Below are 14048 nucleotides of genomic sequence, written 5' to 3' on the forward strand. Positions count from 1 at the left end.
CATGACCGCCATCGAAGAACGCCGAGACCACGACACGGCCACCTCGCCGCCGCTTCCGCTGATCGAGATCGCCGACGTGTGGAAGCTGCACAAACTCGGCGACGAAGTGGTGCGTGCGCTGGTCGCCGCGGACCTCACGGTGATGCCGGGCGAGTTCGTCTGCCTGATGGGGCCCAGCGGCAGCGGGAAATCCACGCTCCTCAACATCATCGGCGGGCTGGACCGCCCGACGAAGGGTTCGGTGACCGTCGCCGGGCGCGACACCCGCACCCTGACCGAGAGCCAGTTCGCCGCCCTGCGCCACGACACGATCGGGTTCATCTTCCAGAGCTACAACCTGATCCCGTTCCTGTCGGCGGTCGAGAACGTCGAGCTTCCGCTGATGTTCGAACCGTACGACCGCAAAGCGTTGCGCACCAGGGCGATCGAACTGCTCGAACTCGTCGGCCTCGGCCACCGCATCCACCACCAGCCGACCAAGATGTCCGGCGGCGAACAGCAGCGCACGGCGATCGCCCGTTCGTTGATCAGCAACCCGGCGCTCGTCCTCGCCGACGAGCCGACAGCCAACCTCGACCACCGCACGGGGGAGACGGTGGTGCGCATGCTGCGCGACCTGTGTTCGACGCTCGGTGTCACGGTCGTCGCCAGCACCCACGACCCCACGGTGGCCGACGAAGCGAGCCGTGTCGTCCGGATGAAAGACGGACAGATCGTCAACTGAAACAACACTTTTCGGAGAATCCATGACACAAGCTGAGGCCGCGCCGCCGACGGGGCGCGACGCGCTGATGACCACCGAACTCGTCCCCGAGCAGATCCTGCCCAAGGTGATGAGCACGTTCGGGCTCACGGCCGCATACGTGTTCATCATCTGCTGGGTCACCGGCTCGTCGGTGATGGCCGCCGGGGGGTGGACGGCCATCCCGATGTGGGTGCTCGGCATCCTCACGTTCCTGATCCCCGCGGGAATGGCCGTGGTGGAACTCGGCAACCTGTGGCCCGGTCAGGGCGGTGTGTACATCTGGGCCTACCGCACCATGGGGGAGACCTGGGGATTCATCGGCGGGTACCTGTCGTGGGTCCCGGTCATCCTCAACGCCGCATCCTCGCCGGCGGTGGTGCTGCAGTTCCTGCTCCTGGCCTTCCACGCCGAACTCGGGCTGACCATGAGCATCATCCTGCAGCTGGTGATCCTGTGGACGGTCATCGGGCTGGCGCTGGCCAAACTCGCCGCCAACCAACGGATCATGAACGTCGTCTTCGTCGTCTACGGCGTGCTGACGCTGACGATCTTCCTCTGCGGGCTGCTCTACGCCGCCAAGAACGGTTCGGCGACCCCGTTCTCGTGGGAAGAGGCGACGATCCCGAACTTCGCGGTCGCCGGCTTCCTCTACGGCACGGTGCTGCTGTACCTGCTCGGCGTCGAGACCCCGTACAACATGGGCGCGGAATTCCTCTCGGTACGGCGCAGCGGTCCGCGGATGATCCTGTGGGGATCGACCGCGCTCGTGGCGATCTACCTGCTCACCACGCTCGGCACCATGATGGCGCTGCCCGGTGACGAGATCGACCCGGTCACCGGCATCATCGGCATGCTCGACGTCGCCGGCTTCCCCGGTCTGATGGAGGTCTGCGCGGTCGTGCTGGCGTTCATCATCATCGTGGCGTTGATGACCTATCAGGTCGCCTACTCGCGGCTCATCTTCGTCTCCGGCCTCGAACGTCACCTGCCGCGCATCTTCACCCACCTCAACCCGCGCACGCGTAACCCGGTGACGGCCATCCTCATCCAGGGTGTCATCTCGTCGCTGATCCTGGTCGGCCTGTACTCGCAGAGCAGCATGGCCAACGTCACGATCTACCTGCAGGGCGGGCTGTCGACGGTGTGGCTGCTGTCCGGGTTCTTCTTCCTGATCCCGGTGATCATCGCCCGTAAGAAGTACGCGGATCGCTATGTCAACGAACAGTTCTGGCGCATCCCCGGTGGTATGGCCGGCGTGTGGATCACCGTCGTGGTCGGGACGCTGGGCACCATCGGCGGCATCTACTACTCGTTCGTCACACCGTGGATCGACGTACCCGCCGCGACGTGGATGACGTGGGTGGGCGGTATCAGCCTCGGCATGTTCGCCCTCGGCCTGGTCGTCTACATCTTCGGCCGCCGTTCGGCGCACAAGATGACCCAGGACGACGCGCTGGCGCACCTGGCGGTCCTCGACCTCAACAAATCCGACACCAGCCCTGAAGGGGTGTGAACGCATGACCATGGACAGCACCGTGGCCGCCACCGAGACCACCGACGGCGCGGTCGCCTACCCGCTCGACCCGCTCACCGGCACCGAGATCGAGGCGGCGGCGGCGATCATCATGGATTCCGATTACGCCACGCCGACACTGAAGTTCGTGATGATCTCGCTCGCCGAGCCGGCCAAGAACCCCAGCCTGACCTTCGACGGTCTCGACGGCGTGCCGCGCCGGGCGTTCGCGACCATGTACGACGGGGCGGCCAAACTCGTCAGCGAGGCCGTCGTCGACCTCGGAGCACGGGTCGTCGACTCGTGGCGCGCGGTGCCGGGCCGGTTCCCGTCCTATCTCGTCGAGCACATGACCGGCGTCGAGGAGGTCGTCCGGCAGGACCCGCGGTGGCAGGCGGCCATGCGCAAGCGCGGCGTCACCGACTTCGGTCTCGCGATGATCGACCCGTGGCCCGCGGGCTACTACGGCGGCCAGGACCACTACGACAACTCACCGCTCATCTGCCGGCCGCTGACGTTCATGCGGGCGGCGCCGTCCGAACACGGATACGCCAGGCCGGTCGAAGGGCTGATCGTCACGTTCGACCTCGACGCGATGCGGGTCGTCGACGTCGAGGACCACGGGGTGGTGCCGTTGCCGCCGACCGCGGGTAACTACAGCGAGCGGTTCATGTTCGACCCGAACAACCGGCCCGCGTTCACGCAGTTCCGCGACGACGTCAAACCGATCGAGATCACCCAGCCCGAGGGGCCGAGTTTCACCGTCGACGGTTGGCGGGTGCAGTGGCAGAAGTGGTCCATGCGAGTGGGTTTCAACCCCCGCGAAGGCGTCGTGCTGCATGAAATCACCTACACCGACCGCGGGGAGACCCGACCGATCGTGTACCGGGCGTCGTTGTCGGAGATGGTGGTGCCCTACGGCGACACCGCGCCGACGCACTGGAACAAGAACGTCTTCGACATGGGCGAGGTCGGGATGGGGTTCTCGGCGAACCCGCTGACGCTCGGATGTGACTGTCTGGGCGAGATCTTCTACTTCGACGGGACGGTCAACGATTCGGCGGGCAACGCGGTCACCATCCCGAACGCCATCTGCATGCACGAGGAGGATTACGGGATCTCGTGGAAACACACCGACTTCCGCACCGGTGAGGTCGAGGTGCGGCGGTCGCGGCGGCTGGTGATCTCGATGATCTGCACCGTCGGGAACTACGAGTACGGGTTCTTCTGGTACTTCTACAACGACGCCTCGATGGAGGTCGAGGTCAAGCTGTCGGGGGTGCTGACCACCGGTGCCGTCGCCGACGGGGACGACCCGCGCTACGGCAAGATGGTGGCTCCCGGCATCTACGGACCCAACCACCAGCACTTCTTCAACTTCCGGTTGGACATGAGCATCGACGGCGCTGGAAACAGCGTGTACGAGGTGGATTCGATTCCCGAACCCGATCCGGCGCTCAACCCGCACCGCAACGCCTGGATCACCCGCGACACCCTGGTGGCCTCGGAGGCCGACGGCGCCCGGGACTGGGACTGGTCCACCGGGCGGTACTGGAAGATCGCCAACCCGTCGAAGCGCAACGAACTGGGCGCCCCGGTGGCCTACAAGCTGACGCCGAAGGACGTCGTGCCGGTGATGGTGCAGGAGGGGTCCTACATCTATGACCGGGCGCGGTTCGTCCAGCACAACCTGTGGGTGACGAAATACGACCCGGCGGAGTTGTACGCAGCGGGCGACTACATGTACCAGTCGGCCGACATGCAGGGCCTGCCGCAATACATCGTCGACGATGCGCCGCTGGAGGACACCGACATCGTGCTGTGGTACACCGTGGGCGCCCACCACGTGGTGCGGCCCGAGGACTGGCCGGTGATGCCGTGCGCCTACACCGGATTCCACCTCAAGCCGGTCGGCTTCTTCGACGGCAACCCGGCGCTCGACCTGCCGCCGTCACCGCCGAAGGCCTGCCACTCCCACCACGCGGGCCTGCCGGTCGCCGACGTCGCCCGGGAGTCGTGACCCCGGCCGCGAGCAGACACAGAATCGCGTCATCTCACCGAGATTCACGCGATTCTGTGTCTGCTCGGCGGAGGAAGTCGGCGACCGCGCGGGCCAGTGACTGCGGGCCCTCCCGCAGCGCCCGCTCGAGCGGCGTTCCGGCCGGGGTGATCCCCACGATCTCGTCGACGCCGTGCTCCAGAAGCACCGATGCGTCGTCGCCGACGCGGCCGGCGAAGATGGCCACCCTGGTCCCGGTGCGGGCGGCGACCTGCGCCACCCCGAAGGGTGTCTTTCCCATCAGCGTCTGCGCGTCGACGCCGCCCTCACCGGTCAACACCCACGCCGCACCGCGCAACGCCTGCTCCAACCCGACCGTCTCGGCGACCACCTCGACACCGGGTCGGCTTGTGGCACCGAGGAATTCGAGCAGTGCGAAGCCGAGACCGCCGGCCGCCCCGGCGCCGGGCGTCTCGGCGTGCGCGGCGTCGGCCACCTCGGCGAACCGGGCCAGCGCGGCCTCGAGCCGGGCGACGTCGGCGGCGCTCGCCCCCTTCTGCGGGCCGAACACCGCGCTGGCGCCCGTGGGGCCGAGAAGGGGTGCGGTGACGTCACAGGCCAACTGGATGCGCACGGCCGACAACCGCGGGTCGAGGCCGTCGAGGTCGATGCGGTCCAGGTCGGCCAGCGCCGCACCACCTGGCGGCAGCGGCGCGCCGGCCCCGTCGTACAACCGGCCCCCGAGCGCGGTGAGCATCCCGGCGCCGCCGTCGTTGGTGGCCGAGCCGCCGAGGCCGATGAGGAACTCGGTGGCGCCGCGGTCGAGCGCATCGCTGATGAGTTGTCCCACCCCGAACGTGCCTGCGCGCAACACATCCCGTTCCGCGGGCGCGATCAGCTCCAGCCCCGCGGCGGCCGCCATCTCGATCACGGCGAGCCCTCGGGCCCGGACGTGGCCGTAGGTGGCCTGCACGGGCCGTCCCAGCGCATCGGCCACCTCGACGGTGACCCGTTCGCCGTCGAGCGCGTCGACCACCGCGTCGACGGTGCCCTCCCCGCCGTCGGCCATCGGGACCCCGACGCAGTCGGCGTCCGGACGGGCCGCGCGCACCCCCTCCCGCATGGCCTCGATGGCCTGTGCGGCGCTCATGGACTCCTTGAAAGAGTCCGGCGCGAGAACGATTCTCATCGGACCGGGGTCAGCGCGGGCCGGCCGGCGAGCACGGCCGCGACGTTGTCGACGGCGAGGACGCCCATGGCGTCGCGGGTCGCCTCGCCCGCGCTGGCGATGTGCGGGGTGACGACCAGGTTGGGGGCATCGAGCAGCGCGGGATCGACATGGGGTTCATTCTCGAACACATCCAGCGCGGCGCCACTTATGCGGCGCGCGGTGAGCGCGTCGATCAACGCGGTCTCGTCGACGACGCCGCCGCGGGCGGTGTTGACCAGGTAGGCCGTTGGTTTCATGCGAGCGAGCGCCGCGGCGTCGATGAGATGACGCGTCTCGTCGGTCAACGGCGTCAGCACGCAGACGACGTCGCTGTCGGACAGCAGGGTTCCGGTGTCGACGAACCGGACCCCGTCCTCGGCGCCGGCGGTACGGCTGCGCGTCGTGGCCAGCACCGTCATGTCGAACGCGCGCGCCCGCCGCGCGACCGCTCTGCCGATGCGGCCGTAGCCGAGGATGCCGAGCGTCGCGCCCGCGCTGACGTCGAGACCGGTGAGCATCCGGGGGCCCCACACCCACGGCTGCCGAGAGCGCAGGAACCGGTCGCCGTCGACGACTCGGCGGGTGACCGCGAGGATCAGGGCGAACGTGTGGTCGGCGGTGGCGGCGTCGAGAACGCCGGGGGTGTTCGTGACGGTCACCCCCGCGGCGCGGGCCGCCGCGACGTCGACGTTGTCGTAGCCGACGGCCACGTTCGCGACCACGCGCAGCCCGTCCCCGGCGGCGGCGAGCAGGTCGGCGTCGACCCGTTCGGTCAGCGTCACCACCGCCGCGCACGCACCGGCGAACCCGGCTTCGAGGTCGCCTCGCGTGGGTGGGTTCTCGTCACCGACCCTCAGCGGCCGGCCGAGCGTACGCAACCGCTCCATGGCGCCGTCGGTGAGCAGCCGTGACACGTACACGTGTCCGGCCGCGGTGGTCACGACGTCCGACCCTAACCTCAGGCCCGACCGGACGCGGTGTCGAATTCGACCGCCCCTGCCACACCGGCGACCCCACATGAGGCAGGATGGGTGTGCCACCTGGGGGAGCGCCCGGTACGTCGTAGCGAGGAGGCCGAGGGTCTGATGTCGGAGCCGAACAGTGACAACGGCGCCGGCGCGGTGGTCGGCGAGATCCGGCCGCTGTATTCGCGGGTGCTGCTCAAGCTGGGCGGCGAGATGTTCGGTGGCGGCGCCGTGGGTCTCGACCCGGACGTCGTACACCTCGTGGCGCGCCAGATCGCCGAAGTGGTCCGCAGCGGCGTCCAGGTCGCCGTCGTCATCGGCGGCGGCAACTTCTTCCGGGGCGCCCAGCTGCAGCAGCGCGGGATGGAACGCACCCGCAGCGACTACATGGGCATGCTCGGCACCGTGATGAACAGCCTCGCGCTGCAGGACTTCCTGGAGAAGGAAGGCATCGACACCCGCGTGCAGACCGCCATCACCATGGGTCAGGTCGCCGAGCCCTACATCCCGCTGCGTGCGGTGCGCCACCTCGAGAAGGGCCGCGTGGTCATCTTCGGTGCGGGCATGGGGCTGCCGTACTTCTCCACCGACACCACCGCGGCCCAGCGGGCCCTGGAGATCGGCGCCGAGGTGGTGCTGATGGCCAAGGCCGTCGACGGCGTCTACACCGCCGACCCCCGCAAGGACCCGAACGCCGAGATGCTGACGGCCATCACCCACCGCGAGGTCATCGACCGCGGGCTGGCGGTCGCCGATGCCACCGCGTTCTCGCTGTGCATGGACAACGGCATGCCGATCCTGGTGTTCAACCTGCTCGTCGACGGCAATATCGCCCGCGCGGTCGCGGGTGAGAAGATCGGAACACTGGTCACCACCTGAACGGGTGCGGCGACGCCGGGCGAACGTAGCGACGGGAGAAAGACTGTGATCGACGAAACCCTCTTCGACGCCGAGGAGAAGATGGAGAAGGCGGTGTCGGTGGCGCGTGACGACCTGTCGTCGATCCGCACCGGCCGCGCCAACCCGGGCATGTTCAACCGGATCAACGTCGACTACTACGGCGCCCCCACCCCGATCACCCAGCTGTCGAGCATCAACGTGCCCGAGGCGCGGATGGTGGTCATCAAACCGTACGAGGCCAACCAGCTGCGCAACATCGAGGACGCGATCCGCAACTCCGATCTCGGCGTCAACCCCACCAACGACGGCAACATCATCCGGGTGTCCATCCCGCAGCTCACCGAGGAGCGCCGCCGCGACCTCGTCAAGCAGGCCAAGGCCAAGGGCGAGGACGCCAAGGTGTCGGTGCGCAACATCCGCCGCAAGGCGATGGAGGAACTGGCCCGCATCAAGAAGGACGGCGAAGCCGGCGAGGACGAGGTCAGCCGTGCCGAGAAGGACCTCGACAAGACCACCCACACCTACACCAGCCAGATCGACGAACTGGTGAAGCACAAAGAGGGAGAGTTGCTGGAGGTCTAGCGGCCTCTCAGCAGCAAGCGGGTTCCGTGTCAGAAACACCGGTCGACGAGCCGCCGAAGAAGTCGTCGCGAGCCGGGCGCAACCTCCCTGCCGCCATCGCGGTCGGTGTCGTGCTCGGCGGCGGGCTCATCGCGATCCTGTTGTTCGCGCCGTACCTGTGGCTGGCGCTGGTCGCGGCCGCCGTCGCGGTCAGCACCTACGAGGTGAGCAGCCGGCTGACGGAGGCCGGCTACCGGATGCCGCTGATCCCGCTGCTGCTCGGCGGTCAGGCCACGCTGTGGCTGACCTGGCCGTTCGGCCCGGCGGGCGCGCTCGGCGCGTTCGCGGCCACCGTCGTGGTCTGCATGATCTGGCGGTTGGTGGGCCAGGGCCTCAACCACGCACCGCAGAACTACTCCCGCGACATCGGCGCCACGGTGTACCTGGCGACGTGGGTGCCGCTGTTCGCGAGTTTCGGCGCGCTGCTGATCTACCCCGACGACGGCGCCAACCGGGTTTTCTGCCTGATGCTGGGCGTGGTGTTCTCCGACATCGGCGGCTATGTGGCCGGCGTGCTGTTCGGCAGGCACACGATGGCCCCGGCGATCAGCCCGAAGAAGTCCTGGGAGGGGCTGGCCGGCTCGTTGCTGTTCGGCGGCACCGCCGCGGTGCTCGCGGTGGTCTACCTGCTGGACAAGCCGTGGTACGCCGGTGTCGCGCTCGGGGTGATGCTGGTGATCACCGGCACGCTCGGCGACCTGGTGGAGTCGCAGTTCAAGCGTGATCTGGGCATCAAGGACATGAGCAATCTGCTGCCCGGCCACGGCGGCATGATGGACCGGATGGACGGCATGTTGCCGTCGGCGGTGGCCACCTGGATCGTGCTCACGCTGCTGGCCTGAGCGGGCACCCCGCCGCAGGTGGGATACTGGCGCCGATGCCCAACCCCCTGCCCCTGGTATTCGACGCCCCGCGACGCAGTAAGCCGCCGCGGCATTTCGCGGACTTCGACGACAGCGCCCGCGCGGCCGCGGTGGCCGAACTGGGATTACCGGCGTTCCGGGCCAAACAGTTGGCCAACCAGTACTACGGCCGGTTGACCGCCGACCCGCAACAGATGACCGATCTGCCGGCCGCCGTGCGCGATCGGGTCGCCGGGGCGCTGTTCCCGGATCTGCTCACCGCGGTCCGCGAGATCGAGACGGACGCGGGGGAGACCCGCAAGATGCTCTGGCGGGCGGTGGACGGCACGACCTTCGAGTCGGTGCTCATGCGCTACGCCGACCGCAACACCGTGTGCATCTCGTCGCAGGCCGGGTGCGGAATGGCGTGTCCGTTCTGCGCGACGGGCCAGGGCGGGCTCACGCGCAACCTGTCGACGGCCGAGATCCTCGAGCAGGTCCGTGCGGCCGCCGTCGAACTGCGTGACCGTGACGGTGAGGGCATCGCGCCGGCCGCGCGGGGCGGGCGGCTCTCCAACATCGTGTTCATGGGCATGGGGGAGCCGCTCGCGAACTACAACCGGGTGATCGCCGCCGTGCGCCGGATCATCGCACCACCGCCCGACGGGTTCGGGATCTCCGCACGCTCGGTGACCGTGTCGACGGTCGGTCTGGCGCCGGCGATCCGCAAGCTCGCCGACGAACGGCTCAACGTCACGCTGGCGTTGTCGCTGCACGCGCCCGACGACGAACTGCGGGACACCCTGGTGCCGGTGAACAACCGGTGGAAGGTCTCCGAAGCGCTCGACGCGGCGCGCTACTACGCCGACGTCACCGGACGCCGGGTGTCGATCGAATACGCGCTGATCCGCGACGTGAACGATCAGCCGTGGCGGGCCGACCTGCTCGGCAAACGGCTACATGGCGCGCTCGGGCCGCTGGCGCACGTCAACGTCATCCCGCTGAACCCGACGCCGGGCAGCGAGTGGGATGCCAGCCCCAAGCCGGTCGAGCGCGAGTTCGTCCGCCGCGTGCGCGAGCGCGGGGTGTCGTGCACGGTGCGCGACACCCGCGGCCGCGAGATCGCCGCCGCCTGCGGGCAATTGGCGGCCGAGGGCTGACGCCGGAATCGTCACGGCTTGTTGGTGAACCAGACGTTCTCTTCGCGCAGGTGCCTGCTGCGCCAGCCGTCCGCGGTGCGCACCAGTTCGTGGTGGTAGTAGCCGCCGCATGAGCTCATGTCCGGCATGCCGGGCAGTTGCATCGGGTTGTAGAACATCGCCCGCACTGTCGCGGTGTCACCGTCGTGGTCGAGGATCTCGATGTTGGTGATGTAGTGCATGCTCCACGGGATCACGCCGAAATTGGCGGCGAACCAGTCGACGACCTCGTCGCGGCTGCCGACCACCGCGCCGGCCGACGAATAGTCGATGTGCGCGTCGTCGGTGAACACCGAGCGGTAGAGCTCCCAATCCTTGCTGTCGACGGCGCGGGCGTACCGATACAGCAATGCGGCGATCTCGGAATCGTCGGTCCCTCCGGTCATTCGGGCATGCCGATGGTCTTCGCTTCGAGGTACTCCTTGTAGCCCTCTTCGCCGTTGCGGTAGCCCAGCCCCGACTGCTTGGTCCCGCCGAACGGGCTGGAGATGCCGAAGTGGCTCTTGCCGTTGATCGTGACGTTGCCGGTGCGCATCCGGCAGGCGATCGCGAACGCCCGGTCCACGTCACCGCCGGACACCTCACCCGAGAGCCCGTAGATGGTGTTGTTCGCGATGGCGACGGCCTCGTCGTCGGTGTCGTACGGCGTGACGGTCAGCACCGGTCCGAAGATCTCCTCCTGGGCGATCTGGCTGTCCGGGTCGACGTCGGCGAGCAGCGTCGGCTGGGTGTAGTAGCCGACCGGCAGGTTCTCCGGGATGCCCCCGCCGGTGACCAGTCGGGCGCCGGAGTCGATGCCCGACTTGATCAGCCCGAGCACTTTCTGGCGCTGGGTCTCGCTGATCTGCGGGCCCTGCATGGTGCCCGGCGTCCACGGATCGCCGACCGGAAAACCCTCCATCATGGTCTTGAGGATCGCCAGACCCTCGTCATAGCGGCTGCGCGGCAACAGGATTCGCGACGGAAGAATGCACGACTGGCCGCTCATCACGCACGCCATCATCGCCGCCATCGGCAGTGCGGAGTTGAAGTCGGCGTCGTCGAGCACGATGTGGGCGGATTTGCCGCCCAGTTCGAGCAGCGTCTTCTTGACCGTCGGCGCGCCCGCGGCAAGGATCGCCCGCCCGGTCGCGGTGGACCCGGTGAAGGTGATCATGTCGACCCGCGGGTCGGCCGACAGCGCCGCGCCGACCTCGTTGGCGTTGGACACGACGACGTTGAACACGCCGGCCGGGATGTCGGTCTCCTCGGCGACGATGCGGCCGTACTCGCTGCCCGACCACGGGGTCAGCTGCGCGGGTTTGAGCACGACGGTGTTCCCGGCCATCAGGGCGGGCACCGTTTCGGCGATGTTGAGATAGAACGGCACGTTCCACGGCGTGATCGCGCCGACGACGCCGACCGGTTCGTAGTGGATCTTGCGCCGCGCCGGCCCCAGCTGCGTGGGGTGCACCCCGGTGTCGACGAGGTAGTCGAAGTTCTTCCCGTGCTCGGCCCAGTGCTTGACCTCCTCGATCGGGCTCTCGATCTGGCTGCCGCTCACGGTGACGGGGCAGCCGACCTCGGTGATCAGGATGCGGCGCAGGCGTTCCTTGTTCCGCTCGAGCGCCTCGTGCAGCTGGGTGAGGCAGTGGTAGCGGAAGTCGAGATCGCGCGACCAGTCCGTCTCGTCGAACGCCCGCCGCGCCGCGGCGACCGCGCGGGCCATGTCGTCGACGGTGCCGTCGGCGGCCTGTCCGGCCACTTCTTCGCTGGCGGGATGGATGACGTCGAAGGTGGCGCCGCTGCTCGTGCCCTGCAACTCGCCGTCGATCAACATCCGTTCGTCGCCGGCCAGCACGCCGGACTCGGTCTGCACAGTCGTCATGGGTTCAGCGTTACAAATCACGCCGCGATCGTCAGGCGAATGACGGAAATAGCGTTCTCCGATTTCAAGGAGACAGTTCTCATAAACTGTTCACCCATGTCAGCGCCGACGGCCGAGCATCGCGTCACCTACTGCCGGATCTGTGAGCCGATGTGCGGGCTCCTCGCGACCGTCGACGACGGCAGGCTGGTCTCGCTGCGGCCCGATCCCGACAATCCGCTGAGCCGGGGCCGCGCGTGCCCCAAGGGCATCGCGTTCACCGACGTCCAGAACGACCCGGACCGGGTGCTCGAACCGCTCCGGCGCCGCGCCGACGGGACCTTCGAGGCGGTCGGCTGGGACGAGGCGCTCGACGACATCGCCACGCGGCTGACGGCGGTCCTCGCCCGGCACGGCGGTGAGGCCGTCGGGCAGTACTTCGGCAACCCGGCGGCGTTCGGGTACGCGAGCAGCCTGTGGTCGGGGGTGTTCATGGCGCGGATCGGGGCCCGCCACCTGTACTCCGCCGGCTCGCAGGACATCAACAGCCGGTTCGTGGCCAGCAAGTTGCTCTACGGTGCCGCGAGTCAGTTGCCTTTCCCGGATTTGTTGCGCACCGATTTCCTGTTGATGGTGGGTGCGAATCCGCTTGTCTCGCACGGTATTGCGGTGCGCGCGCCGCGGATCAAGAACGATCTGGCCGACATCGTGCGCCGCGGCGGGCGGGTGGTGGTCGTCGATCCGCGCCGCACCGAGACCGCCCGCGACCACGAACATCTCGCGATCCGGCCGGACAGCGATGCGTGGTTGCTGCTGTCGATGCTGCAGGTCATCTTCGCCGAGGGCCTCGCCGACAGCACCGCGATGGCCGAACAGTCGACCGGCGGCGAGACGCTACGCCGCCTGTGCCGCGAGTTCGTCCCGGAACGGACCGCCGAGCGGACCGGCATCCCGGGTGACGTCGTCCGGATGCTGGCCCGGGATTTCGCGACCGCGCCCAGCGCGACCGCTTACGGCCGCACCGGAGCGTGTCTGGGCCGTCACGGCACGCTGGTGAGCTTCCTGCTCGACGCGCTGACGCTGGTCACCGGAAACCTCGACCGCCCCGGCGGATCGCTGATGTCGCACGCGGTCATCCCGGTCGAGGACATGGGCGAGCGGCTGGGCAGTTTCAGCTACGACACGATGCGCTCGCGCATCGGGAACCACCCCGACGTCCTCGGCACCTTCCCGGCGGCGGTCATGGCGGACGAGATCACCACTGCGGGTGACGGCCGGCTCCGGGCGCTGTTCGTGGTCGCCGGCAATCCGGTGCTGTCGGTCCCGAACAGCAAGGCGCTGGAAGCGGCTCTGCCCCAACTGGATCTGTTCGTCTCGCTCGACCTCTACGTCAACGAGACCAACCGGCTGGCCGACTACATCCTGCCCGGCACCACCATGCTGGAACGCGACGACCTGCCGATCATGTTCGCGGCCTGCTCGCCGACGCTGTTCGTCCAGGCGACAGAGGCCGTGCTCGAACCGTACGGGCAGGCCCGCCAGGAGTGGCAGGTGTACGCCGAACTCGCCCGCAGGATGGGTCTTTCGCTGTTCGCGACGGGTCCGCTCGAGCGGTTCAACCGGGTACTCGCCCAGCTCGACCGTTTCCGGGCAACCCGGATGACCCCGCGCCGGATGATGGGCCTGCTGCTGCGGTTCGGGCCCTACGGCGATCGGTTCGGGTTGCGGCGGGGCGGGCTCACCCTCGAACGCCTCGCCGCGCATCCGCACGGGATCGTGCTCGACGAACACGCCCCGTCGGGGATTCTCGCCAAGGTGGTGCGGCACCGGGACGGGAAGGTGCGGCTCGATCCGCCCCAGATCGTCGCCGAGGTCGGCCGCCTCGGTGGCCGGCAGCATGAGGATCCGCGATATCCATTGCTGGCCATCGGCATTCGTGAGATGCGGTCGCAGAACAGTTGGATGCACAACAGTCCGACGCTGATGAAGGGCGACCGCAGGCACCGGACCAGGATCCACCCCGACGACGCGCGCGCGGCCGGTCTTGCGGACGGCGGCCGGGTGCGGATCGTTTCCGCCGACGGCGCCGTCGAATCGGAGGTGCTCGTGACCGACGAGATGCGGCCGGGCACGATCGCGATCCCGCAGGGGTGGGGCTGCAGGCGTGGGTGTCACGGCCGACGCTGTACCGCTGGTTCGCCCCAACCC

Annotated in this window: 12 protein-coding genes; 8 read left to right on the plus strand and 4 right to left on the minus strand. The window is 68.5% G+C overall.

Features of this window, described 5'->3' with window-relative positions:
- The first annotated feature begins 1 nt into the window (after position 1).
- From AU196_RS03555 to AU196_RS03565, 3 genes are read left to right on the plus strand one after another with little or no spacing between them, the layout of a single operon-like run.
- Positions 2–724, plus strand: coding sequence for an ABC transporter ATP-binding protein (locus tag AU196_RS03555; protein ID WP_059093701.1), 723 nt, complete (start codon positions 2–4; stop codon positions 722–724).
- A gap of 22 nt (positions 725–746) precedes the next feature.
- Positions 747–2258 carry an APC family permease gene (locus tag AU196_RS03560; RefSeq protein WP_059093702.1) on the plus strand — a complete coding sequence of 504 codons (1512 nt, stop codon included), beginning with the start codon at positions 747–749 and terminating at the stop codon, positions 2256–2258.
- 4 nt (positions 2259–2262) lie between these two features.
- Positions 2263–4278: a primary-amine oxidase gene (locus tag AU196_RS03565; RefSeq protein WP_059093703.1), complete on the plus strand. Its 2016-nt coding sequence runs from the start codon at positions 2263–2265 to the stop codon at positions 4276–4278.
- Positions 4279–4312: 34 nt separating this feature from the next.
- On the opposite strand, the gene AU196_RS03570 is transcribed toward AU196_RS03565, so the two are convergent.
- Together AU196_RS03570 and AU196_RS03575 are read right to left on the minus strand one after the other, a co-directional pair.
- Complete coding sequence (locus AU196_RS03570; protein ID WP_059093704.1) at positions 4313–5446, minus strand: glycerate kinase; 1134 nt, start codon at positions 5444–5446, stop codon at positions 4313–4315.
- Complete coding sequence (locus tag AU196_RS03575) at positions 5443–6408, minus strand: 2-hydroxyacid dehydrogenase (protein ID WP_082695610.1); 966 nt, start codon at positions 6406–6408, stop codon at positions 5443–5445. The genes AU196_RS03570 and AU196_RS03575 overlap by 4 nt, the downstream gene beginning before the upstream one ends.
- A 144-nt stretch (positions 6409–6552) precedes the next feature.
- Here AU196_RS03575 and pyrH point away from each other — a divergent pair, with 144 nt between their 5' ends.
- From pyrH to rlmN, 4 genes are read left to right on the plus strand one after another with little or no spacing between them, the layout of a single operon-like run.
- Positions 6553–7311 (plus strand): UMP kinase, encoded by a 759-nt coding sequence (pyrH, locus tag AU196_RS03580; protein ID WP_059093705.1) that lies wholly within the window; start codon positions 6553–6555, stop codon positions 7309–7311.
- A 45-nt stretch (positions 7312–7356) separates the two neighbouring features.
- Positions 7357–7914, plus strand: a complete 558-nt coding sequence (frr, locus tag AU196_RS03585) for a ribosome recycling factor (RefSeq protein WP_059093706.1) — start codon at positions 7357–7359, stop codon at positions 7912–7914.
- Between the two features lie 26 nt (positions 7915–7940).
- Positions 7941–8795, plus strand: coding sequence for a phosphatidate cytidylyltransferase (locus tag AU196_RS03590; protein WP_059093707.1), 855 nt, complete (start codon positions 7941–7943; stop codon positions 8793–8795).
- 35 nt (positions 8796–8830) lie between these two features.
- A complete protein-coding gene (gene rlmN, locus AU196_RS03595) occupies positions 8831–9955 on the plus strand; it encodes a dual-specificity RNA methyltransferase RlmN (RefSeq protein ID WP_059093708.1) in 1125 nt (374 codons plus the stop codon).
- Positions 9956–9966: 11 nt separating this feature from the next.
- Here rlmN and AU196_RS03600 read toward each other — a convergent pair whose 3' ends face one another.
- Positions 9967–10380, minus strand: coding sequence for a nuclear transport factor 2 family protein (locus AU196_RS03600; protein ID WP_059093709.1), 414 nt, complete (start codon positions 10378–10380; stop codon positions 9967–9969).
- On the minus strand, positions 10377–11861 hold the full coding sequence (locus AU196_RS03605; protein ID WP_059093710.1) for an aldehyde dehydrogenase family protein: 1485 nt from the start codon (positions 11859–11861) through the stop codon (positions 10377–10379). The genes AU196_RS03600 and AU196_RS03605 overlap by 4 nt, the downstream gene beginning before the upstream one ends.
- A 96-nt stretch (positions 11862–11957) precedes the next feature.
- Here AU196_RS03605 and AU196_RS03610 point away from each other — a divergent pair.
- Positions 11958–14048: molybdopterin-dependent oxidoreductase (locus AU196_RS03610; RefSeq protein WP_059093711.1), on the plus strand; the 2091-nt coding region annotated here is incomplete at its 3' end.

It is taken from the genome of Mycobacterium sp. IS-1742 (assembly GCF_001500125.1).
Taxonomy (GTDB): Bacteria; Actinomycetota; Actinomycetes; order Mycobacteriales; family Mycobacteriaceae; genus Mycobacterium.

Bases quoted from the DNA above. Each gene is read 5' to 3' on its own strand.
- AU196_RS03555 (WP_059093701.1), top strand. From the start codon at position 2: ATGACCGCCATCGAAGAACGCCGAGACCACGACACGGCCACCTCGCCG.
- AU196_RS03560 (WP_059093702.1), top strand. From the start codon at position 747: ATGACACAAGCTGAGGCCGCGCCGCCGACGGGGCGCGACGCGCTGATG.
- AU196_RS03565 (WP_059093703.1), top strand. From the start codon at position 2,263: ATGACCATGGACAGCACCGTGGCCGCCACCGAGACCACCGACGGCGCG.
- AU196_RS03570 (WP_059093704.1), bottom strand. From the start codon at position 5,446: ATGAGAATCGTTCTCGCGCCGGACTCTTTCAAGGAGTCCATGAGCGCC.
- pyrH (WP_059093705.1), top strand. From the start codon at position 6,553: ATGTCGGAGCCGAACAGTGACAACGGCGCCGGCGCGGTGGTCGGCGAG.
- rlmN (WP_059093708.1), top strand. From the start codon at position 8,831: ATGCCCAACCCCCTGCCCCTGGTATTCGACGCCCCGCGACGCAGTAAG.
- AU196_RS03600 (WP_059093709.1), bottom strand. From the start codon at position 10,380: ATGACCGGAGGGACCGACGATTCCGAGATCGCCGCATTGCTGTATCGG.
- AU196_RS03605 (WP_059093710.1), bottom strand. From the start codon at position 11,861: ATGACGACTGTGCAGACCGAGTCCGGCGTGCTGGCCGGCGACGAACGG.